This is a genomic window from Leifsonia sp. Ger2509 (assembly GCF_055231915.1).
This window is the reverse complement of record NZ_JBUYVB010000003.1, coordinates 2,898,851-2,920,461: the sequence shown is the minus strand read 5'-3', so window position 1 is coordinate 2,920,461 and position 21,611 is coordinate 2,898,851. Positions and strand designations below refer to the sequence as shown.

Genomic DNA, 21,611 nt, shown 5'->3' with positions numbered 1-21,611 from the left:
TGTTAGCAGATCAATATGAGTGTGATATTCCAGAACAAAGGAGGCCGGCAACAACCGACCTCCTTCGTTGCACGGACCGAACGCTTATGCGCCGCCGAAGCGGGCGATGTCCTCGCGCCGCACCGCGCCGGTCTTCTTCCGGATGTTCCGCAGGTGCGTCTCGATGGTCCTGGTGCTGATCCCGAGGCGATCGGCGATATCGATGTTGCCGAGGTCCGCGGCGATGTAGCCGACGATCTCCGCCTCCCTCGACGTGAGCCCGAACCGGGTGGCACGATGGTCCGGCCCCAGGCGCTGGGCGTCCCGTGATTCAAGAAGGGCGCCGATCTCGACGCGAACCGCATCCGCCTCCGCGTTCCGGTCGCTGTCGCGATAGATCTTGACCGCGTTCGTCAGGCAACGGAGGGCTTCGTCCGAAGCATCGCGTCGCCGGAGCCTCCGGCCGATCGCGACGAGCGTGTCCGCGTCCCCCCGGTCGCTCGCCTCGAGCCCGGCGATGAAGTCGCCGTAGAGGTCTCCGCCGATCTCCTGCGCCCGGGCCCTGAATGTGCAGGCCGCGTCCGGGTCGAAGTCCGCGAGAATCGAGCGCATCGTGCATCCGTCTGCGGCCAGTTGATAACCGTTGTCCGCGAGCTCGACGGCCGCAGCCCGATACATCCTCGCGGCACGGGCGGCGTCACCGGATGCGGCCGCCGTGGCCGCGTCGACAACAGCTTCGTGGGCGAAAGGGAGTGCCGCACCCCGTCCCCGCAGGGCTGCCGCGTGTTCACGGAACACCTTGGCGGTCCGATCCCGACCCGTCTGGACCGAGACGAACGCGAGCAGCGACATGAGGGCGTGGTCCGGAGGAAACAGCAGGCATGACCCACTGATGTTCGCGCTCAGGGCCACGCGAGAGGCGGCGATCGCATCGTCGTATCGTCCGAGCGTCGCCAGCGCCATCACCGCCACGTACGAATGTCCTGTCAAGGCGATCCGCTCGTCGTCCGACACGCAGCGTGCAGCGTGAGACGTCGACCACTCCACCGCCTCATCCAGGCGGCCGCTGCCGAACAGCGCCAACCCGTACGCGACCTGGAGTTGGGTCGCGAGTACCGGCGACGGGTCACTCAGCCCGACATCGAGCAGCGGGAAGGCCTCTGTGGCCCGACTCGTGAGGATGTAGAGGTAGGCGAGCGCGAGGCGGGCGATATCCCCATTGGTGCCGATGCCGGACACCAGGGCGACCAGCGACCGTTCGTGCTCGGCACGGATTCCGGTCTGCTCCATCGTCAACGCGACCCCGATCGCATCCAGCGCGTTCCGGAACGGGTAGTCGTCGGCGCAGCCCTGAACGAGCGTCTCCAGGCAGGATGCGACGGGTTCCCCGTTCATGAGGCCCCATCGTGCGCGCAGATAGCGGAATGTCAGGTCGTCCCGCGGGTCGGATCCGTGCAGGTCCGTTCCGTCGAAGACGTGCCGCACGACTGCGTCTTCTGGCCCTCCGGCGATCTGCAGGTTCACGACCGCGTTCGCACTTGCGACCGAACGGGTCGTCCGCCACTCGAGGAACGCGGCCTCGAACCCCGCCTTGTGCGTGTCGGTGACCAACCGGGCGATGAGCGGCAACGCAGCGCTGTCATTCCCTCCACCGTTCAGAGACGGTGCGAGCCCCCGCGCTGTGCCTGCCTGACGACGAAGATCGCACGCTCCCTCCAGCGAGTTCACGATGCGCAGCCGGCGCGCGGTGACGGGCTGATGCTGAAAGTAGTCGGCGAGGCCGGGTGGTGTGATCGCGACGAGGATTCGTCCCTGGGCGGTGAAGACCGTCGCGACGTTGCGCCGCTCGAGTTCTTCGATGCCGGCTCCGCCCACCACATCCCGCGCGGTGTCCAGCTCGACGGTCCCCATGAGCGCGAGCATCTCGAGCGCTTCGACCGCCTGGGCGTCGAGGTCGTAGAGCAGGGACTCGTACACGACGTCGAGATCGTGCGACCAGAGATCGGGGGCGTCGACCCAGGCTTGCCCCGACTTCCTGATGCGCCCGGACTCGATGGCCGAGTCGGCGAGCGCCAGCGCGAGACCGGGATTACCGGCCGACTTGGTGTGGATGCGTCCACTCAGCGAGCGCGCCACCGAGCCATTCAGCCGGTCCACGAGGATGTCGTGGATGCCGTCGAGCGGCAGGTCACCGACGGTCAGCCGAGCAACGGGATGCGCGAACCGGGTGAGGGAGCGCTGGTCCTGGTCGCTTCCCACGCGTTTCCGCGAGACCACGATGATGGGCGTCCCCAGCGACTTGTGCATGAGTTCGATCACGCCCCACGATGCACCGTCGAGCCTGTCGCCGTCGTCGATGAGCACCGCCGAGGGTCCGGCGTCGCGCAGGCGTCCGACCAACCCGGCCGGGGACAGGGACTGCGCTCCGTTCGTTGTCCGCTCCGGCACGGCGAGGCGTACCGCTTCGAGCGGCAGCCGGTCACCGATTCCGCGTATCAGCACCACCTTCAGGCCGGCGCGCTGGAACAGCGTCTCCAGCCGGCCGAGCATGACAGATCGGCCGGACAGTCGCGGACCCACGATCTCGACGCTCATGCCGTTCATGGCGAAGCGAAACGCGTCGGCTGTCTCGCGCTCCCACAGGGGCGATTCTCGTTCTCTCACATCCAATATGTTACACACTAAGTTCTGCGTGTGACATTCTTCGAGAATTCTCATAAAGCGTGAAGTGCCTCTGGGACACAATATGAAAGACGCGATCAGGGTCCGATGGGGGTCTCATGAACTGGAAGCGAATGCTCGCGCTGACGGCGATTTCGGCCGTCTGCGGTGGGGTCCTCGCGGTCGGCGCTCTCGCCGGGCCCGCTCAGGCGATCCCGCCGTTCCCGATCATCGACGACACGAACGGCGCTCCAGGAACGTCCGATCCGAACTGGGCCAGCGTGATCACGGGCGCGGGCGCCACGGGCAACACCTACACGACGGATCAGTGGCTCCGCCTGACCAACGCCGGCGCCAACCAGGGCGCGAACATCCTCAACGACACCGCCTTCCCCTCGTCGACGGGGTTCGTCGTCGACTTCGACTATCGACAGGCGGGCGGGGCCACACAGTCCGGCAGCACCGGTGACGGGATGTCGATGTACCTGGTCGACGGAAGCTCCTCCGTCTCGGCAGGCGGCCTCGGGGGCGGGCTCGGATACGCCGGAAGCCAGACCGTGTGCGGAGTCGTCGGCGGTTACCTGGGCGTGGGACTCGACATCTTCGGCAACTACTCGGTGCCCAAGACCTTTGCGGACGGCGGCACCGCGAGTCCCAGTCGGTCCACCGTCGGGGTTCGGGGGTCAGGAACCCAGCCCTGTACCGACCCTGCCGTCGCGAACTACCCTTGGGCGGGAGGTACGGCGGTCCCGAATCTCTGGACGGGAAAGAGCGGGTCCCGGACCGATCCCGCCGTCGACCCGACGTCGCTCTACCGGCACGTCCGGGTGACCATCCTGCCCTCAGGCGGCGCCATCACCGTGACCGTCGACATCAGCCCGCTCGCGGAGAAGAGCCAACCCTTCGGCGCACTGAGCCAGGTCTTCTCGGTCGACCTGTCGAACACTCCCGGCCAGATCCCGCTGCCGCCTACGCTGAAACTCGGGTTCGGGGCTTCCACGGCCGGAGCGACCGACTACCACGACATCCGCGGAATCCGCGTCTCGGCCCTGACGGACGCCGCCCTGACGAAGTCGCTCTCGGCGTCGACACCGGGGAACCCGTCGCTGCCGGCGGGGATGTTCCTGCCCGGCGACGCGATCGCGTTCACACTCACCGCCAGCAACAACGGCCCGTCGGCGATCGGCAACCCGCCGACCGGTGTCGCGCGCGTCTTCGACGACCTGTCCGGTCTTCCGCTCAGTGGCATCGCGTGGACGTGCGCACCCAGTCCGGGCGCGACCTGCGTGACAGCGTCGGGGACGGGACCGGTGGTCTCTGCGGATTGGGCCGCCCCAGCAGGCGGGTCGGTGACGATCACCGTAACGGCGACGATCGTTTCCACGGCCACGCCGATCGTCTACACGAACAGGGCGGTCATCCCTACGGACTTCACCGACAACACCGTCGGCCCCAACGGCAGCCCCGTCCAGCAGGACAGTGGCGTGACCGACACGAACACCGCGAACAATTCGGCCACGGCGCAGTTCGCCGTCGCTGGACCGAAATTCACTCAGACCAAGTCGGTCAGCGCAACACGATTCGCGCCGGGCCAGCCTGTGACGTACACCGTCGACGTTCGGAACTCCGGGCTCGCCTCCGGGTCCGCCACGCTGAGCGACATCGTTCCGCCGTCCGTGACGGTCGACTCGGCGACCTGCACACCGGCAGGCTCAGCCGTCTGCACGGCGACTGCCGTGGGGAACACGGTGACCGGCACGATGACCATCCCCGGGACCTCCGGCTCGGTGCGATTCATCATCACCGGAACGGCGACGGCGGTCGGAACAGCGACGAACACAGCCACGATCACCCCGACTGACACGGACTGCGCAACCGGATGCGGTGGGGGAACCGCGACATCGCCGGCCGCGACCGTCGTTCCGACAGCGCTCACTCTGACGAAGACAGCGACGTCGGGTGGACTGCCGGTCGTCGCCCTTGAGGCCGGGATGGCTGTCCAGTATCACTATGTCGTGACGAACTCCGGCGCCTTCGAACTCGACGACGTCGCCGTCCAGGAGCTCGGCTTCACCGGCGCCGGCGCACTCTCGCCGGTGTCGTGCCCCCTCACTGCCCTTCAGCCGCACCAGTCCATGACCTGCACCGCCGACTACACAGTCGCTCAGGCCGATGTCGACGCCGCGACGTTCGAGAACAGCTCGCAGGCCGTCGGGCATGCTCCGAATTCGGCCGTCACGACCACCTCGAATGTGGCCGTTCTGCAGCTGCCGATTCCGGCCCATCCATCACTCGAGCTGACGAAGTCGAGCGAGGTCGTCGACGCGAACGGAACCGGAGCGACCGACGCGGGCGACGCCGTGACCTGGTCGTTCGTGCTCCGCAACACGGGGAACATCACCCTCTCCGACATCGCGGTTTCCGATCCCACCGCGGGCGCGATCGCCTGCGGGGCCACCACACTGGCACCGCAGGCGATCACCGAGTGCCGGTCGCTCCCCCACACCATCACGCTCGCCGATGCCGCGAACGGCGGCATCACGAACACCGCGACGGCGAGCGCCGTCGACGCGCGCGGTACCGCCATCGTCTCGAACGCGGCGACCGCATCCGTGACCATCGCAGCGCCGGCCGAGGCGGAGCTCGCGGCGACGGGGACCGACGCTGGTCCTGCCGCCGCGACCGCTCTGGTGGTCGTTGCAGCGGGAGCGTTCATCATCCGCCGCCGCCGCGCTTCCTCCTCGGCGGACTCCAGCCGGCGCTAGCCGATGGCCGTCCAGGGCTGGCCCGAGCCGTTTCCGCCCGAGTGCGATGCCGGATCGGCGGCGGTGACCCACCAGTTCGCCCGGTAGGTGACGCCGTGGTAGGTGACCCGGTCACCGGCCGTATAGATGGCACTCTGGCTCCATTCGCCCGCGGCCGGAGCGGGAAGCACCGGCGGCGCCGTGGGCTCCGTCGGCTCCGTCGTGGTAGGGGTGCCGGGCCCGTCCGGAGTCGCTCCGCTTCCGCCGGGCTCGGTTACGGTCACGTCCGGCGCCGATCCGCCGGTCTCGGGGGCAGGGGTGCTCGCGCCGGACGGAGTGCCGCAGGCGCCTTCGTCGATCCAGGGCTTGCCGCTGTACTTCGGACCGACCGCTGTCCGGGGATCGGCCACCGTCCACCACTGCGCCTCATAGTTGTGGCCTTCCCGGCTGACGGTATCCCCTCCGATATAGACCTTCCGCGCCTCCCAGGCGGTAGCGCACGCGTCCAGGTCCCCCGCCGGAGTCGTGGTGCCCGGAGTGCCCGGGTCGGGCGCGACGACCGGAGGCGCGGCGGGCGAACCGTAGTTTCCACGGGTCACCTGGATGCCGTCCGCGAGCTGTTCGGCAGAGTACGAAGCCTTTCCGACGCACTCGCCGTACTCGTGGGCGCGGGTCGTCGTCGATGCCAGGTTCAGGGATGTCCGGGGTGCTCCGACCCAGACGTCGATCTTCTGGATGCTTTCACAGCCCGGTCCCGGGTGGTTGTAGTTCTCGACGAATCCCACCTGACTGGCGCGAAGAAGTCCGCTGCCCGCGGGAACGGTGTATGTGCCGATCGTGGTCCGTACACCCGTGGTCGTGTCGACGATCGTTCCTGTCCACGTGTCGCGCCCGGCGCGACTGACCGTGATGTCGAACTCGTGCGAGTAGTCCGCGTCGAATTCGACGGAGCAACTCACTCCGGCGCCTCCGTCGGCACCCGGCGAGCAGTGGGCCGTGTCGGTGCTCGTGGTGCCGGAGATGAAGCTCGAGAAGGTGCCGTGCAACCGGGGCGTGCCGTTCTGGTCGGGCCTCGGCTGGATGCCCATATAACCGACGTCGCGCTGGTTCAGAAAGGTGAATTGGCGGGCGACGTAGGTGCCGGCCAGGTGAGCTGTGCTCGGTCCCAGTCGGGTCGGGAAGGTGATGTCTTCGAGTCCGGCAGCGGGCGCGCCGCTGATCGCCCAGTCGAAGCCGACATTTCCGCCGAACGTCTGTGCCTGCACAGGCTGGGCGGCGAGGCCGGTCGGTGTGAGCCCGATCAGGGCCCCGGCGACGAGCGCTGGGGTCGTGGCCCGTTTCATGATTTCTCCAGTCAGTTGGTTGGTTCATCGGGTACATTGAGGTACCAGATCTAAAATGTTACACATCATGTGTTTACGTATAGAACAGTACACCAGCATCGCGCACGCCGGATCCGTCGAGCCCGTCGCCGTTCTCGCCGTGCCGTGGTGATGGCACGGCGGATAGTCGCGCGCGTCTCGCTCAGAACGCGGGCGGAGTCCTTCGAGCATCCTCGACGAGTTCAGCCAGGGGATGCTGGATGACGGGACCGTGCCCGGGCAGAACGAGTCGCGCCTCCAGACGCTCGAGGATCGCCAGCGACTCGGAGGCTTGCGCCGGGTCGGCATGGAAGATCGACGGGAGCAGCTGGCCTCCCTCGTGGGGACTGGTCGGATGCGCGGTGACGAGCGCATCGCCGACGATCGCGGCGCCGTGAGCGGGCAGGTAGTAGACGGTGTGGCCCTGCGTGTGGCCGGGGACGCACACCGGCAGGAGGTCGACACCGATCGACTGGAGCAGCACCTCGCGCTCATCGGGAAGCGGTTCGACCGTCAGGACCGGTTCGGCGCGCTTCCCACCCGCGTGGACGGCGTGGAGTGTCCAGCTCGCGACCCCCCGCCGGTGGAGGTGCAGGAGCACATCGCGAAGACCCACCTGCTCAGTGATCTCGCGGCGCACGTTGGGGATCTCCGACGGACCTGCGAACACCCGGCAGCCGGATTCGCGCGCATACGCCGCCGCGTTCCCGATGTGGTCGCCGTGCCCGTGCGTGATCAGGATGGCGGCCAGCGCGGAGACCGGGTAGCCCACCTCAGCGAGGCTCGCGCGCACCGACGCCTCATCGCCCGGGTAACCGGTGTCGACGAGAACCGGCCCACGGGAGCCTTCGACGATGACCCAGTTGACGCTGGGCCCCTGGACGAAGTGCACGCCGGTATCCACCGTCTGGACGCGAAAGTCAGTCATCGTCCCGATCCTAAGCGACCTGAAGTTCTACACTCCACCGGCCGGACCGGCAACCGTTACTCCAGGATGAACTGCTTGGTCGCGGCCGAGGAGATCCCGTCGACCGCCGTCGACAGGTGATAGGAGGCCCCGCCGGCAGGCACGGGGTGGCGCTTCGCGCTGCAGGTCGCCGGATCGGAACGGGTGCGGTCCCAGGACAGCGGCGTCTGCGACTTCACCGTCTTGCCGGGCTGCAGAAGCACCTCCGCGTCGACTGCGCCGGTCTGGCAGTCCGTCGACTTCCAGTACACCTCGGTTCCGCTGGTGATCGTGAACACCTGGGCCTTGGTGCCTGCGTCGATCTTGCAGGCGTTCGGCCCGGTGTTCGTGATCGAGATCGACAGCTGCGGTAGTTCCGCGGCCCCGTAGCTGGTCTTGTCGGTGATCGCGGCGACGGTGATGTTCGCCGGCTTGCACGCCGCGCCGGTCGCGGTGGTCGGATCGGTCGGGATGGTCGTGCTCTTCGGGTCCGCCGTGTGGCGCGCAGCCGTGGTCGCGGTCGTCACCGGCGTGGTCGGCGCTCCGCTCGACGAACCGGGACGGATCACGATCAGGATGACGACGACGATGACCGCCAGGGCCGCCAGACCGACGACCAGCCGGCGGCGCCAATACACCTTGCTCGGCTGTGGGCCGACAGGATGTTTGAACGTCGACATGCTTTCAGGGTAACCACGCAGGCGCGGGATTCCGCGGCAAAACGCGGGACAGCCGGGTGTCTAGAGGTGTTTCAGCATCCGCGTGTTGCCGAGCGTGTTCGGCTTGACCCTGGCGAGATCCAGGAACTCGGCGACACCCTCGTCGTGGGAGCGCACCAGCTCGGCGTAGACCTCGGGATCGACCGTCTCGTCGCCCATGTCGACGAAGTCGTGCTTCGTGAAGAAACCGACCTCGAAGGTCAGGCAGAACAGTCGAGTGAGCCCCAGTTCGCGAGCGTCGTCCTCGAGCCGGGAGAGGAGCGCATGCCCGACGCCGGCGTGCAACCATTCGTCGGCGACGGCGAGGGTGCGCACCTCGCCGAGGTCCCGCCACATGACGTGCAGGGCGCCGCATCCGATGAGCGTCCCGTCCTCTGTCTCAGCGACCCGGAACTCTTGGACCGACTCGTAGAACACCACAGCATCCTTGCCCAGGAGGATGCGCCGCTGAACAAGCGGTTCGACGAGCGCCTGGATGGCCGTGACGTCGCTCGTGCGCGCCCGCCGCACCCGGATGGCCGTCGATGTCGTGGAGGTCGAAGTCACGCATCAAGCCTAGTGACCGTCGCGCACCCCTTAATGGAGAACGGGCCGCCCCGAGGGGACGGCCCGTTCTCTGACCTTCGACTACTCGCCGCTCACAGCGAGGTGGTCGGGCGTGATCGCTCCGGCACCGATGGCAGCGGTCGCGTTGATCCCCGCGCCGATCGGCTCCTTGTGCTGGGTCGTCGTGAACACGAACTCGCCGTCCTTGAAGTCGACGTGCACGTGGTCGCCCGCGTTCAGGTCGCCGTGCAGGATGCGCTCGCTGAGACGGTCCTCGATCTCGTGCTGCACCGCGCGACGCAGCGGCCGCGCGCCCAGCGACGGATCGAATCCGACCTCGATCAGGCGCTCCTTGGCGGCCAGAGCGAGCTCGATGGTCATGTCGCGGTCGAGCAGGCGGACCGACAGCCTCTTGATGAAGAGATCCACGATCTGCAGCAGCTCCGCCTTGTTGAGCTGCGGGAACACGATGATCTCGTCGACACGGTTGAGGAACTCGGGCTTGAAGTTCTTCTTCAGCTCGTCCTTGACCTTGCCCGCCATCCGGTCGTAGCCGGTCTGCGGGTCGCCCTCGACCTGGAACCCGACGGGGCCGCCGGTGATGTCCTTGGTGCCGAGGTTGGTGGTCATGATGATCACCGTGTTCTTGAAGTCGACGACGCGACCCTGTCCATCCGTCAGTCGTCCCTCCTCCAGGATCTGGAGCAGCGAGTTGAAGATGTCGGGGTGCGCCTTCTCGATCTCGTCGAACAGCACGACGCTGAACGGCTTGCGGCGCACCTTCTCGGTGAGCTGGCCACCCTCTTCGAAGCCGACGAACCCGGGAGGGGCGCCGAACAGCCGGGAGACCGTGTGCTTCTCGCCGTACTCGCTCATGTCGAGGGAGATCATGGCCGACTCGTCATCGAAGAGGAACTCGGCGAGCGCCTTGGCGAGCTCGGTCTTACCGACACCGGTCGGACCGGCGAAGATGAACGAACCGGACGGGCGCTTCGGGTCCTTCAGGCCGGCGCGCGTGCGGCGGATGGTCTTCGAGAGGGCCGCGATGGCCTCCTCCTGACCGATCACGCGCTCGTGGAGCGCCTTCTCCATGAACACCAGGCGGGCGGACTCCTCCTCGGTGAGCTTGAAGACGGGGATGCCGGTGGCCTGCGCGAGCACCTCGGCGATGAGACCCTCATCGACCTCGGCCGTCGTCTTGACGTCGCCGCTGCGCCACTGTTTCTCGAGACGGAGCCGCTCGCCGAGGAGGTTCTTCTCCTCGTCGCGGAGGCTCGCAGCCTTCTCGAAGTCCTGGTCCTCGATGGCCGCTTCCTTCTGCGAGCGCACCGCCGAGATCTTGTCGTCGAACTCACGCAGCTCGGGCGGCGCGGAGAGGATCGACAGGCGCAGCCGGGCGCCCGCCTCGTCGATCAGGTCGATCGCCTTGTCGGGGAGGAACCGGTCGCTGATGTAGCGGTCTGCGAGATTCGCCGCGGCCACGATGGCGCCGTCGGTGATGGACACCTTGTGGTGCGCCTCGTAGCGGTCGCGCAATCCCTTGAGGATGTTGATGGTATGGGGCAGCGAAGGCTCGGCGACCTGGATCGGCTGGAACCGGCGCTCGAGGGCCGCATCCTTCTCGAAGTGCTTGCGGTACTCGTCGAGCGTGGTCGCTCCGATGGTCTGCAGTTCACCGCGGGCCAGGAGCGGCTTCAGGATGCTCGCCGCGTCGATCGCGCCCTCTGCGGCACCCGCGCCCACCAGGGTGTGGATCTCGTCGATGAACGTGATGATGTCGCCGCGGGTGCGGATCTCCTTGGTGACCTTCTTCAGGCGCTCTTCGAAGTCGCCGCGGTAGCGCGAGCCCGCGATGAGGGAACCGAGGTCGAGCGTATAGAGCTGCTTGTCCTTCAGCGTCTCCGGCACGTCGCCGCGCACGATCGCCTGGGCGAGACCCTCGACGACGGCCGTCTTGCCGACGCCCGGCTCACCGATCAGTACAGGGTTGTTCTTGGAGCGGCGCGAGAGGATCTGCATGACCCGCTCGATCTCCTTCTCACGGCCGATCACGGGGTCGAGCTTGTTGTCGCGCGCTGCCTGTGTCAGGTTGCGGCCGAACTGGTCCAGGATCTGGCTGCCGGCCTGGGCTGCGGCCTGGTCGTTGCCGCCGACCTGCACCTGCTCCTTGCCCTGGTAGCCGCTGAGCAGCTGGATGACCTGCTGGCGCACGCGGTTGAGGTCTGCGCCGAGCTTGACGAGCACCTGCGCTGCGACACCTTCGCCCTCGCGGATGAGGCCGAGGAGGATGTGCTCGGTGCCGATGTAGTTGTGGCCGAGCTGCAGGGCTTCGCGCAGCGAGAGCTCGAGGACCTTCTTGGCGCGCGGGGTGAACGGGATGTGTCCGGTGGGCTGCTGCTGGCCCTGGCCGATGATGTCCTGGACCTGCTCGCGCACGGCATCGAGCGAGATACCGAGCGACTCGAGCGCTTTCGCGGCGACACCCTCACCCTCATGGATCAGCCCCAGCAGGATGTGCTCGGTGCCGATGTAGTTGTGGTTGAGCATCTTGGCCTCTTCCTGGGCCAGGACGACGACGCGACGTGCTCTGTCGGTGAATCTCTCGAACATGTTCTACTCCTCAAGCGCCTCGGCAGGGTCGGCGCCGTTACAAAGAGAGTAACCAGCGGAGGAGCGCAATACTGCCCCTGTTCGCCGTGGGCGTTAAGGGAGTCGGGATGCTCTCAGGCGGGGGACGTCAGCCGCGGATGCCCGGAAGCGTCAGCGTGGAGTCGGGCAGTTTGATGGTGACATCCGACGTCGTGGTGACGGAGCTCGGCGTCGCGAAGACCGTCGTGTGCGGCACGTAGTCGCGGGCGCAGACCCCGTCGCCGATCGGGGCCGGGGTCGCCTTCAGCTGGTTGCTCGCGATGGTCTCGACCGTCGCCACTTTCGGCGGGCAGGTCGAACTGCCGTAGAGCACGATCGCGAACTGGGCTCCGCTCTTCAGCCAGACCGCGTAGGCCGCGCCTCCCGCGCTGCTCGCCGGCGGGACCACGCCCTTCGGTTCGCCTTTGTAGTCGTCGACCGGATGCGAGACGCTGGTCGAGCATCCTGCGAGCGCGGCCAGCACGATCACTGCGCACGCGATGCCGAGGAGCGGGCGACGGCCGGTGCGCAGCGAGGTTGGCATGATGACATTCTAGGAAGCCGTGCCATGATCCGGCGCCGAACGTATGATGCTTGCGTGAGCAACCTGGAGCGGGATCCGGCCGAAGTCGTCGCGAGCGGAACAGTCACCCTCGACGACGCCCGTTCGATCGAAGTGCTTCTGCCGCGCGAGGTGCCGTTGGGCGGCCCGCGCGCGATGAATGTGCGGCGCACGCTTCCCCAGCGTCGGCGCTCCTTCATCGGCGGCTGGTGCTTCATCGACCACTACGGCCCCGAGGACGTCTCGGTGACGGGCGGGATGCGCGTTCCACCGCATCCGCACACCGGCCTGCAGACGGTGAGCTGGCTGTTCGCCGGCGAGATCGAGCACCGCGACAGCGTGGGGAGCCACGCGATGGTGCGCCCCGGCGAGCTGAACCTCATGACGGCCGGGCGGGGCATCAGCCACTCGGAGGTCTCGACCTCCGCGACGACGACGCTGCACGGGGTGCAGCTGTGGGTCGCTCTGCCGTCGGGGTCGCGCGATGTCGCGCCGTTCTTCGAGCACCACGTTCCCGAGCCGAAGCCGCTCGGAGAGGCGGTCGTGCGCACCTTCGTCGGGTCGCTCGCCGGAAGCAGCACCGAGGCGACGATGTTCAGCCCGCTTCTCGGGGCCCAGCTCGACCTGCCGGCCGGCGCGTCGGTGAGCGTGCCGCTGGGTCCGGCGTTCGAGCATGGTGTTCTGGTGGATGCTGGGCCGGTGGATGTGGCGGGCGAGACGATCGCGCCGTCCGAACTCGCGTACCTCGGCCCTGGCCTCTCGACGGTCGAACTGCGAGCCGGAGGGGCGGATGCGCGGGTCCTGCTGCTCGGCGGCGAACCGCTCGGAGAGCAGATCGTGATGTGGTGGAACTTCATAGGGCGGTCGCACGACGAGGTCGTGCAGTTCCGCGCCGAATGGCAGCGCGACGTGATCGACGGCGAGGATCCGGCGGGGCGGTTCGGCGCGATTCCCGGCTATCCGGGCACTTCACTGCCTGCACCCGAGCTGCCGACCGTGCGGCTCAAGCCGCGCAGCTGAGCGCCGCCCCACCAGTCCGGTCGCGCGCCCCCACTCACGCGATGTGCGTCGACAGCGAGGCGCTGGGCTACTGCAGGGCTGAGGTCAGCCGGGCGAGGTTGTCGAGCACGGTCGAGCGAAGGGGTTGCCGCTTCCATTCCTCGAGGGTGAGCTCCCGGCTGTTCGCGCGGTACCCGTCCTCGACCCTGCGCATCGACTCGACGAAGGCGCGGCCGCGCACCATCAGCGAGACCTCCATGTTCAGCAGGAACGACCGCATGTCCATGTTGCTGGAGCCGATGACCGCTACATCGTCATCGATCGAGAAGTGCTTTGCGTGCAGGATGTAGGGCTTCTTGTACATCCAGATGCGAACACCCGCTTTGAGCAGGGCCTCGTAGTACGAGCGCTGCGCATGGTAGACGAGAGCCTGGTCGCCGATCTCCGACACGAAGAGGTCGACCTTGAGTCCCCGCTGGGTGGCCGTGGTGACCGCAGTGAGCATCGCCTCGTCGGGAACGAAATAAGGACTCGTGATGACGATGCGCTCCTGCGCGTAGTACAGGAGCGCGAGGAACAGTTGCAGATTGTTGGCGCCCTCGAACCCGGGCCCGCTCGGCACGACCTGGCAATCCAGGTTGTCCGGCGACGGCTCGAGGGTGACCGGTTCGGTCTCGCGTTGGAGCAGCTCACCTGTCTCGCTGTACCAATCGGTGATGAAGATCGCATTCAGGCCCGCGACGATCGGCCCCTCGAGGCGCACGACCAGTTCCTGCCACTTGAGACCACGACGGATGTTCGACCGCTTGTTGTAGCTGCGATCGATCACGTTCTGCGACCCCATGAATCCGACGGCGCCGTCGACGATCAGGAGCTTGCGGTGATTGCGCAGGTCCGGTCGCTGGTATTTGCCCTTGAGAGGCTGAATCGGGAGCATCAACTGCCATTTGGCACCCATGGCGGTGAGCCGTTTGATCGTGTGCTTGTAGTCCCTGGTGCGCAGCGACGCGATGTGGTCGAGCATCACGCGGACCGTCACGCCCCGCTTGACCGCGGCTTCGAGCGCATCGAAGAACGGTGCGGTCGTGTGGTCGCACGACAGAATGTAGAACTCGCAGTGCACGAACCGCTTCGCCTTGTTGATCTGCTCGGTCATCAGGTCGAGCGATGCCTGGTAGTCGCCGTTCAGCGTCGCGGTGTTGCCCCCGACCAGAGGCATGGCACCGAGGTTGCGGTTGAGTTGGACGACGGACTCCAGCCACGGCGGCCACGGATGGTCGCGGCTGACCCGCTCCATTCCCTCAGTGGACTCGATGATGAAGTTGTTGATCTCCGCCTGCCTCTCACGGCGCTTCTTCGGGAGCTTGTAACTGCCGATGAGCAGGAAGAACAGCACGCCCAGGTACGGAATAAAGAAGATGGCGAGCAGCCACGCGGTCGCCGACGTGGGCTTGCGGTTGCGCGGAACGATGATGACTGCGATGACGCGGATGACGAAGTCGACGAAGAGAGCAAGTCCGACGACGATCGCGGTGAGGGTGCCGGCGTCCATTGGCGCTCATCCCCTCGCTCGCACAGTGACGCCCGGACCGGCGCTAACGCAACCGTATCGAACGCTAAGGCTTCTGGGGGAGCCCGCGGCGAGCGCGCTCCTCGGCCTCCATGCGAGCGTAGGCTTTACGTTCGGTGCGGTCAGCACGAACGATCGACCGCATCACGAGCCAGAAGAGCAGCCCCACGAGAATGGTCGGGGCAAGCGACCACACGATGCCGGTCCAGAGTTCGTCCATAACCCGATAATGGTATCGCGCACACCTGTGAACGGAGCCCCCGACGCCTCCCATCTCCACCTTCCTGACGACCTGGAAGTTCGACCCGGTCGCCTTCGCTGCGATCGTCGTCGCCGGAAGCCTCTACCTCGCAGCGGTCGTGTCGCTCCGCCTCCGCGGACATCGCTGGCCGCTGCGCCCCAGCCTCGGATTCTTCCTGCTGGGACTCGGCTCGTATGCCTGGGTCTGCTTCGGCTTCCTCGGTGCGTACAGCTCCGAGTTGCGGTGGGCGTTCACGACCCGGATAGCGCTGCTGCTCTTCGCTGTGCCCGGGCTGATCAGCCTCGGCAAGCCCATCGCGCTGACACGCGTCGTATTGAGCGGACTGCCGAGCAGGGTCGTCGACCGCATGCTCCGGTCCTGGCCGATCCGGTTGTTCGGCAACGCGATCTTCGCCCCGTTGTTCGCGTGCGCGGTCTTCCTGATCTTCCTCACGCCGATCGCGGCGGTACTGAGGGACAGCACCTGGTCGGAGTGGACGATCACGGTACTCGTCCCGCTCGCCGGAATGCTGATGGTGCTGCCGATGGCCACGCACAACATCATTCGGACGAGCCTGTTCATCACGGCCGAATTCCTCTTCGCGTTCGTGGAGCTGCTCCTCGACGCGGTACCCGGCATCCTGCTCCGCCTCAACGACACGGTGCTCGACCACGCGCCCACAATCGTCGGCCGGCTGCCGTTGTGGTTCCCCAACGCCCTGCACGACCAGCACCTCTCGGGCGACTTCCTCTGGTTCATCGCCGAGATCGCTGACGTGCCCGTGCTGATCATCCTGTTCATCCGCTGGTCGCAGAGCGACCGGCGCGAGGCGAAGAGTCTCGACGACCTCACCGACGAGCAGATGGAAGAGCTCACGCGCGAGCACCTGCGCGGCCCCCGCGTCTGAGGCGCCACCGCGCCCGCCGGCCCGTCGGCTAGCGGGCCTCCGGCCCGCCTCCGTTCGCTAATTCAGGAACCTCTGTTACTGGAGTGGCCGAATAGTCCGCGTGAATCGATTCAACGACGCCTGCGTTGCACTCTCGTCACAGAAGTTCCTGAATTGTGAAGGCGGAATAGAAGGGAAAAAGGGCCGAACGTCGGGCGGTCAGCCCTGCTTGACGAGAGGGAAGAGGATCGTCTCGCGGATGCCGAGGCCGGTGAGCGCCATGAGCAGGCGGTCGATGCCCATGCCGAGGCCACCGGTCGGAGGCATACCGAACTCGAGCGCCCTCAGGAACTCCTCGTCGAGGCGCATCGCCTCCACGTCGCCGGCAGCAGCGAGTTTCGCCTGCTCGATGAAACGCTCCCGCTGCACGACGGGATCGATGAGCTCGGAGTAGCCGGTCGCGAGCTCGAACCCGCGCACGTACAGGTCCCACTTCTCGACCACGCCCTCGCGCGAGCGGTGAGCGCGGACCAGCGGGCTGGTGTCGACGGGGAAGTCCATCACGAATGTCGGGCGCACGAGGCTGCCTTTCACGAAGTGCTCCCACAGCTCCTCGACGTACTTGCCGTGCAGAGGATGCTCTATCTCGATCCCTTCACGGGCGGCGATGGCGCGCAGGTCTTCCACAGGTGTCGCGGGCGTGATCTCTTCGCCGACGGCCTCTGAAAGGCTGTCATACATGCGAATCCGATCCCACTCACCACCCAGGTCGTACTCCGTGCCGTCGGCCCAGGTCACCGTATGCGACCCCGCGATGTCGAAGGCCGCGTTCTGCACGAGCGTCTGCGTGAGCTCGGCGATGACGTTGTAGTCGCCGTATGCCTCGTACGACTCGAGCATCGCGAACTCAGGCGAGTGCGTCGAGTCCGCACCTTCGTTCCTGAAGTTGCGGTTGATCTCGAAAACCCGGTCGATGCCGCCGACCACCGCGCGCTTCAGGTACAGCTCGGGAGCGATCCGCAGGAAGAGTTCCGTGTCGAAGGCGTTCGAGTGCGTGACGAACGGGCGTGCGGATGCGCCGCCGTGCATGACCTGCAGCATCGGAGTCTCGACTTCGATATAGCCGCGGTCGGCGAAGGTGCTGCGCAGGCTCGCGACGACCTTCGACCGGTTGACGACGTTGAGGCGTGCCTGGTCGCGAGCGATCAGGTCGAGGTAGCGGCTGCGGACGCGGCTCTCCTCGCTCAGCTCGTTGTGGAGGTTCGGGAGCGGCAGGATCGCTTTCGAGGCGATCGTCCACTCGCGGACCATGACGGACAGCTCACCGCGACGGCTGGAGAGGACCTCGCCCGAGACGAAGAGGTGGTCTCCGAGGTCGACGAGCTCCTTCCAGCGGGCGAGAGAGTCCTCGCCCACCTCGGCGAGGGAGACCATCACCTGGATACGCGTCCCGTCACCCGCCTGCAGGACTGCGAAGCACAGCTTGCCGGTGTTCCTGAGGTGCACGACCCGGCCCGCGATGCCGACGACGACCCCTGACGTTTCGTCCGCCTGCAGGTGGCCGAACTCGGCGCGCACGGCCGGAATGGTGTGCGACACGGGAACGGAGACAGGATAGGCGCCTCCCGCGGGAGATGCGGCCTCCTCGATCAGACGAGCGCGCTTGCCCAGACGGACCGCCTTCTGCTCGCTGACCTCGTCGTCAGAGAGTTCGGGTTCGTTCTGCTGGGTGTCCGTCATGGCTGTCTTTCGGTCGGCTGGGGTCGGATAGGAGTGTGGTGCAGTGTGGTGCAGTGTGGTGCAGTGTGGTGCAGTGCGGTGCAGTGCGGTTGCGGAGTGATGCGGAGGCTGTACTGAAGTCGAACGGGTGGCGGTGCAGGAGCGGTGCGGAGGCGAGAAGTGGCGACCCCCTCAGGCGAAGCTGATTCGCTCGTTGTCGATCAACCGGGTCGAACCGACACGCGCCGCGATCAACGCCATTGCCGGCCCGTGGTGCTCCTGCCCGACGGGGAGGAACGACTCCGGGTCGACGACGACGAGATAGTCCAGCTTAACCGCTGGCTCGGCGGCGATGACGGCACCAGCGGCGGCGAGCACCGCATCCGGGCCGTCGACGGCCGCAGCCGAACCGGCCGCGAGCGCGCGGGACAGTGCGACAGCGGCTGTGCGCGCGGCAGGGTCGAGGAAGCGGTTGCGGCTGGAGAGCGCAAGGCCATCCGACTCGCGCACCGTGTCGACGACCGCGATCGTGATCGGGAGGTCGAGGTCGCGGACCATCCGCCCGACGAGATGCACCTGTTGCCCATCCTTCTGTCCGAAGACAGCGACATCGGGAGAGACGATATGGAACAGTTTCGCCACCACGGTGAGCATCCCGTCGAAATGACCCGGCCGCGACGCACCCTCGTAGAGAGCTGTTACGGAACCCGCCGTGACACGGGTCTCGACGGAGCCGTACGGGTACATCTCATCGACCGTTGGGGCGAACACCAGGTCGGCGAGCCCTTCGAGGCGCTCGACGTCCGCATCGAGGCTCCGCGGGTACCGGTCGAGGTCCTCCCCCGGCCCGAACTGGAGCGGGTTCACGAAGATCGAGACGACGACGATCCCGCCGAGGTCCCGTGCCTGCCGCACAAGCTGAAGATGCCCGTCGTGCAGCGCGCCCATGGTCGGGACGAGCACGACGCGCGAGACCGGGGCGTCGGAGCTCCCCTCACGGTGGGCGAGCTCTCGGGCGGCAGCGATCCGCCGGCGCAGCCGGGCGATGGTGGTGACGACTTCTGGCATCAGGTTCCTTCCGGCCATCGCGCACCCGGCGGGTGCGCCACGAAGACGACCGGGCTTCCGATGCTACTCGCCGCCGGCAGCCTCGACCGTCGCCACCAGCGCATCCCGGAACGCCTCCGGGTGCTCCAGGTGAGGCGAGTGACCGCAGTTCTCGAGCACCAGCTCCTGGAACGCCCCGCCCGCAGCTGCATAGGCCTCGAAGACCGCCCGGGTCTGCGCGATCATCGGCTGCGCTGGAGCGACGTCCTCACCGGGCCACCCGGGGATCACCCCGAGCTGCCCGAGGTAGTTGAGGTCGAAGAACGACGTGTCGGAGACGATGAGGTCGTTCGCGCCGTGGATCCACGTGAGGGGAGGCTTGGGCTCGAGCTCGACGATGCCGCTCAGGTTCAGGTAACGCGGCGCCATCGTGTTCAGAACGCCGCGGGTCCCGGCCGCGAAACCCGGCCAGTTCTCCGATGGCACCCCGTCGCCCGGGTAGTTGTCCACACCCGTCGCCGTGGTCAGCATCGACTCGACCCAGATGTCCTCGTGCTCCGAGACGAACCCTGGAACCACATACGAGCTCGCATAGACCGACCGCGCCGACATCTCCGAATCGGAGCTCCGGTCGCCGCTCTCGAGGTGCGCCACGAAGTCCGGGTTCGCTCCGCCGCCGCCGCACCCGGCGTCGTCGTCCGTGAGCCGCGAACCGTCGAGCCTCGTCCCGCCGAATCCGTATGGGGAGACCGGCGACTGCAGGGTGAGGCTGCGCACCGGATGGTCGATCGCATACTGGAGCGCGACGCCGGCGCCCATGCTCCAGGCGACCACGTGTACAGACCCGAGGCCGAGCTCCGCGACGACACTCGCGACATCGTCGCTGAAATCGCGCAGGCCGCGGGTCGCGTCGACGGGCAGGATCTCCGAGTCGCCGAAGCCGCGGAGGTCGATCGCGAACACCCGCCAGTGCTCGGGAGTGGCGAGCATCGCATCCTGCCAGAACAGCGACGACGACACATTGCCGTGGAGGAACACGACGACCGGACCCCCGGAGTCCCGGTCGCCCGCCCGTTCGAGCACGTTCGCTCGCAGTCGCGGAGTCTGGACGCTCCCGGAGGTGATGCCGTCGATCAGTGTCATCGTGCTCTCCCAACGCAGGGTGTCCGGTGGCGCAGAGCGCCCAGGACGCGGGCCCTGGGCGACGACCGGGGCCCTCCTTGACGGCACCGGTGCTGGTGGTTAGCGTACCTGTTACCCGAGCCGTGGGCGAGGGGTGCGCGCACATCGGACGGAGTAGTCGTGAGTGCTGGTTTCAGCGGCCGCCGGGCCCTGGTCACAGGGGCGGCCAGCGGCATCGGAGAGGCGTGCGCCCGGGCGCTCGCCGAGCGCGGTGCGACAGTGGTGGTCGCCGACCTCGATGGCGCAGGCGCCGAACGGGTGGCCCGTGACATCGGCGGCGAACCGTGGCAGGTCGACCTCACCGACACGGCCTCGCTCGCCACCCTCGCGCTGGATGTGGACATCCTCGTGAACAACGCGGGGATACAGACTGTGAGCCCGATCGAGCAGTTCGATCCGGCCGCGTTCCACCGCATCCTCACCCTCATGCTGGAGGCCCCGTTCCTCCTGATCCGCGCAGCACTGCCGCACATGTACGACGAGGGCTTCGGCCGCATCGTCAACATTTCGTCGGTGCACGGGCTGCGCGCCTCGGAGTTCAAGTCGGCCTACGTCGCCGCGAAGCACGGACTCGAAGGCCTTTCCAAGGTGGCGGCACTCGAGGGGGCACCCCATGGGGTCACCAGCAACTGCGTGAGCCCCGGCTACGTGCGCACCCCGCTCGTCGAGAAGCAGATCGCCGACCAGGCCCGCCTGCACGGCATCCCCGAGTCCCAGGTGGTGAGCGACGTGATGCTGGTCAACAGCGCCATCAAGCGACTCGCCGAGCCGTCGGAAGTCGCATCCCTGGTGTGCTGGCTGGCAGGAGAGGATGCGTCCCTCGTGACCGGAGCCTCATACACGATGGACGGCGGATGGAGCGCGCGATGAGGTACAGAACGTTGGATGTCCCGGTCAGGGGCGGGATGCTGCGGGTCGGCGAGTGGGCCCCCGCGGACAAGGACGCACCCGTCGTCGTCGCAGCCCACGGCATCACCGCCTCGCACCTCGCGTGGGCGACGGTCGCGGATGCGCTCCCCGACGTGCGCCTCGTCGCCCCCGACCTGCGCGGCCGCGGCCGCAGCAACGGTCTCCCCGGCCCGTTCGGGATGGTGCAGCACGCCGAGGACCTGGCCGCCGTCAGCCGTCACCTCGGACTCGATCGCGCCCTGGTCGTCGGCCACTCGATGGGTGGCTTCGTCGCGCTCGCGGCGTCGCACCTGTACCCGGAACTCTTCAGCGGTCCGCTGCTGATCGACGGCGGTCTCCCGCTGCGCATCCCCGACGGCGTCACGGTCGACGAACTGATGGCGTCGACACTCGGCCCCGCCCTGGCGCGGCTGTCGATGACGTTTCCCGACCGCGCCAGTTACCTCGAGTTCTGGGGCCGGCATCCAGCGTTCGCTGCGAACTGGACGCAGGATGTAGTCGACTACGCCAACTACGACCTCGAAGGCACGGAACCGAACCTACGTCCGTCGACCTCCTATGACGCGGTCGCCGCCGATTCGGGCGACCAGTTCGGCGGCGGCGTCGTGGCCGAGTCGCTCGCGACCCTTACGCATCCGGTCCACCTGCTGGCAGCGCCGCGCGGCCTGCTCGGCGAGCCGCCGGGACTGTACGACCAGTCTGCGCGCGACCAGGCGAGTGTCGAGTATCCCTTCGTGCGGATCACCGAGGTCCCCGACGTCAACCACTACTCGATCGTGTTGAGTCCCGAGGGCGCTGAGGCAGTGGTCACCGCCGTGCGATCCGAACTGGCCGCGCTGGGCGATCCCGGCGCATCCGGCGCAGCCGACTGAGCCCGGCCCGGCGCATCCTGCTGAGGCCGCCCGGGCGCAT

At 67.3% G+C, this 21,611-nt stretch carries 17 protein-coding genes; 5 read left to right on the top strand and 12 right to left on the bottom strand.

Annotation, left to right across the window (positions count from 1 at the left end; all coding sequences use genetic code 11):
- Positions 1-84: 84 nt before the first annotated feature.
- Positions 85-2,643, bottom strand: coding sequence for a helix-turn-helix transcriptional regulator (locus tag ACV7NN_RS14130; protein WP_463350203.1), 2,559 nt, complete (start codon positions 2,641-2,643; stop codon positions 85-87).
- A 116-nt stretch (positions 2,644-2,759) separates the two neighbouring features.
- On the opposite strand from ACV7NN_RS14130, the gene ACV7NN_RS14125 reads away from it, so the two are divergent.
- Positions 2,760-5,405 (top strand): DUF7507 domain-containing protein, encoded by a 2,646-nt coding sequence (locus ACV7NN_RS14125; RefSeq protein WP_463350202.1) that lies wholly within the window; start codon positions 2,760-2,762, stop codon positions 5,403-5,405.
- On the opposite strand, the gene ACV7NN_RS14120 is transcribed toward ACV7NN_RS14125, so the two are convergent.
- The 6 genes from ACV7NN_RS14120 to ACV7NN_RS14095 form a co-directional block, all read right to left on the bottom strand.
- Entirely contained in the window at positions 5,402-6,727 is a 1,326-nt protein-coding gene (locus tag ACV7NN_RS14120) for a carbohydrate-binding protein (protein ID WP_463350201.1), read from the bottom strand. The genes ACV7NN_RS14125 and ACV7NN_RS14120 overlap by 4 nt on opposite strands.
- A gap of 181 nt (positions 6,728-6,908) precedes the next feature.
- Positions 6,909-7,673 carry an MBL fold metallo-hydrolase gene (locus ACV7NN_RS14115; RefSeq protein ID WP_463350200.1) on the bottom strand — a complete coding sequence of 255 codons (765 nt, stop codon included), beginning with the start codon at positions 7,671-7,673 and terminating at the stop codon, positions 6,909-6,911.
- A gap of 56 nt (positions 7,674-7,729) precedes the next feature.
- Positions 7,730-8,371 (bottom strand): hypothetical protein, encoded by a 642-nt coding sequence (locus tag ACV7NN_RS14110; protein ID WP_463350199.1) that lies wholly within the window; start codon positions 8,369-8,371, stop codon positions 7,730-7,732.
- A gap of 60 nt (positions 8,372-8,431) precedes the next feature.
- Complete coding sequence (locus ACV7NN_RS14105; RefSeq protein WP_463350198.1) at positions 8,432-8,956, bottom strand: amino-acid N-acetyltransferase; 525 nt, start codon at positions 8,954-8,956, stop codon at positions 8,432-8,434.
- A gap of 81 nt (positions 8,957-9,037) precedes the next feature.
- A complete protein-coding gene (locus tag ACV7NN_RS14100) occupies positions 9,038-11,566 on the bottom strand; it encodes an ATP-dependent Clp protease ATP-binding subunit (RefSeq protein WP_463350197.1) in 2,529 nt (842 codons plus the stop codon).
- 127 nt (positions 11,567-11,693) lie between these two features.
- Complete coding sequence (locus ACV7NN_RS14095) at positions 11,694-12,128, bottom strand: hypothetical protein (RefSeq protein WP_463350196.1); 435 nt, start codon at positions 12,126-12,128, stop codon at positions 11,694-11,696.
- 54 nt (positions 12,129-12,182) lie between these two features.
- Between ACV7NN_RS14095 and ACV7NN_RS14090 the strand changes: the two genes are divergently transcribed.
- A complete protein-coding gene (locus ACV7NN_RS14090; RefSeq protein ID WP_463350195.1) occupies positions 12,183-13,166 on the top strand; it encodes a pirin family protein in 984 nt (327 codons plus the stop codon).
- A 67-nt stretch (positions 13,167-13,233) separates the two neighbouring features.
- On the opposite strand, the gene cls is transcribed toward ACV7NN_RS14090, so the two are convergent.
- Both cls and ACV7NN_RS14080 read right to left on the bottom strand, forming a co-directional pair.
- Complete coding sequence (gene cls / locus ACV7NN_RS14085; protein WP_463350194.1) at positions 13,234-14,697, bottom strand: cardiolipin synthase; 1,464 nt, start codon at positions 14,695-14,697, stop codon at positions 13,234-13,236.
- Between the two features lie 64 nt (positions 14,698-14,761).
- Positions 14,762-14,935 carry a hypothetical protein gene (locus ACV7NN_RS14080; protein WP_463350193.1) on the bottom strand — a complete coding sequence of 58 codons (174 nt, stop codon included), beginning with the start codon at positions 14,933-14,935 and terminating at the stop codon, positions 14,762-14,764.
- 52 nt (positions 14,936-14,987) lie between these two features.
- Here ACV7NN_RS14080 and ACV7NN_RS14075 point away from each other — a divergent pair, with 52 nt between their 5' ends.
- Positions 14,988-15,863, top strand: coding sequence for a cytochrome c oxidase assembly protein (locus ACV7NN_RS14075; protein ID WP_463351301.1), 876 nt, complete (start codon positions 14,988-14,990; stop codon positions 15,861-15,863).
- A gap of 198 nt (positions 15,864-16,061) precedes the next feature.
- Here the strand turns inward: ACV7NN_RS14075 and lysS are convergent, their stop codons facing one another.
- The 3 genes from lysS to ACV7NN_RS14060 all read right to left on the bottom strand — a co-directional run bounded on the left by lysS (position 16,062) and on the right by ACV7NN_RS14060 (position 19,751).
- Entirely contained in the window at positions 16,062-17,582 is a 1,521-nt protein-coding gene (gene lysS, locus ACV7NN_RS14070) for a lysine--tRNA ligase (protein ID WP_463350192.1), read from the bottom strand.
- Positions 17,583-17,753: 171 nt separating this feature from the next.
- The gene (gene panC, locus ACV7NN_RS14065; RefSeq protein WP_463350191.1) at positions 17,754-18,629 is read right to left on the bottom strand and encodes a pantoate--beta-alanine ligase; all 876 of its coding nucleotides are present in this window, start codon (positions 18,627-18,629) and stop codon (positions 17,754-17,756) included.
- Between the two features lie 63 nt (positions 18,630-18,692).
- Complete coding sequence (locus ACV7NN_RS14060; RefSeq protein ID WP_463350190.1) at positions 18,693-19,751, bottom strand: alpha/beta fold hydrolase; 1,059 nt, start codon at positions 19,749-19,751, stop codon at positions 18,693-18,695.
- Between the two features lie 159 nt (positions 19,752-19,910).
- On the opposite strand from ACV7NN_RS14060, the gene ACV7NN_RS14055 reads away from it, so the two are divergent.
- Entirely contained in the window at positions 19,911-20,660 is a 750-nt protein-coding gene (locus ACV7NN_RS14055) for a 3-hydroxybutyrate dehydrogenase (RefSeq protein ID WP_463350189.1), read from the top strand.
- The gene (locus ACV7NN_RS14050; protein WP_463350188.1) at positions 20,657-21,571 is read left to right on the top strand and encodes an alpha/beta fold hydrolase; all 915 of its coding nucleotides are present in this window, start codon (positions 20,657-20,659) and stop codon (positions 21,569-21,571) included. Before ACV7NN_RS14055 ends, ACV7NN_RS14050 begins: the two co-directional genes overlap by 4 nt.
- Positions 21,572-21,611 lie beyond the last annotated feature (40 nt).

Bases quoted from the DNA above. Each gene is read 5' to 3' on its own strand.
- ACV7NN_RS14125 (WP_463350202.1), top strand. From the start codon at position 2,760: ATGAACTGGAAGCGAATGCTCGCGCTGACGGCGATTTCGGCCGTCTGC.
- ACV7NN_RS14120 (WP_463350201.1), bottom strand. From the start codon at position 6,727: ATGAAACGGGCCACGACCCCAGCGCTCGTCGCCGGGGCCCTGATCGGG.
- ACV7NN_RS14115 (WP_463350200.1), bottom strand. From the start codon at position 7,673: ATGACTGACTTTCGCGTCCAGACGGTGGATACCGGCGTGCACTTCGTC.
- ACV7NN_RS14110 (WP_463350199.1), bottom strand. From the start codon at position 8,371: ATGTCGACGTTCAAACATCCTGTCGGCCCACAGCCGAGCAAGGTGTAT.
- ACV7NN_RS14100 (WP_463350197.1), bottom strand. From the start codon at position 11,566: ATGTTCGAGAGATTCACCGACAGAGCACGTCGCGTCGTCGTCCTGGCC.
- ACV7NN_RS14095 (WP_463350196.1), bottom strand. From the start codon at position 12,128: ATGCCAACCTCGCTGCGCACCGGCCGTCGCCCGCTCCTCGGCATCGCG.
- cls (WP_463350194.1), bottom strand. From the start codon at position 14,697: ATGGACGCCGGCACCCTCACCGCGATCGTCGTCGGACTTGCTCTCTTC.
- ACV7NN_RS14080 (WP_463350193.1), bottom strand. From the start codon at position 14,935: ATGGACGAACTCTGGACCGGCATCGTGTGGTCGCTTGCCCCGACCATT.
- lysS (WP_463350192.1), bottom strand. From the start codon at position 17,582: ATGACGGACACCCAGCAGAACGAACCCGAACTCTCTGACGACGAGGTC.
- panC (WP_463350191.1), bottom strand. From the start codon at position 18,629: ATGCCAGAAGTCGTCACCACCATCGCCCGGCTGCGCCGGCGGATCGCT.
- ACV7NN_RS14060 (WP_463350190.1), bottom strand. From the start codon at position 19,751: ATGACACTGATCGACGGCATCACCTCCGGGAGCGTCCAGACTCCGCGA.
- ACV7NN_RS14050 (WP_463350188.1), top strand. From the start codon at position 20,657: ATGAGGTACAGAACGTTGGATGTCCCGGTCAGGGGCGGGATGCTGCGG.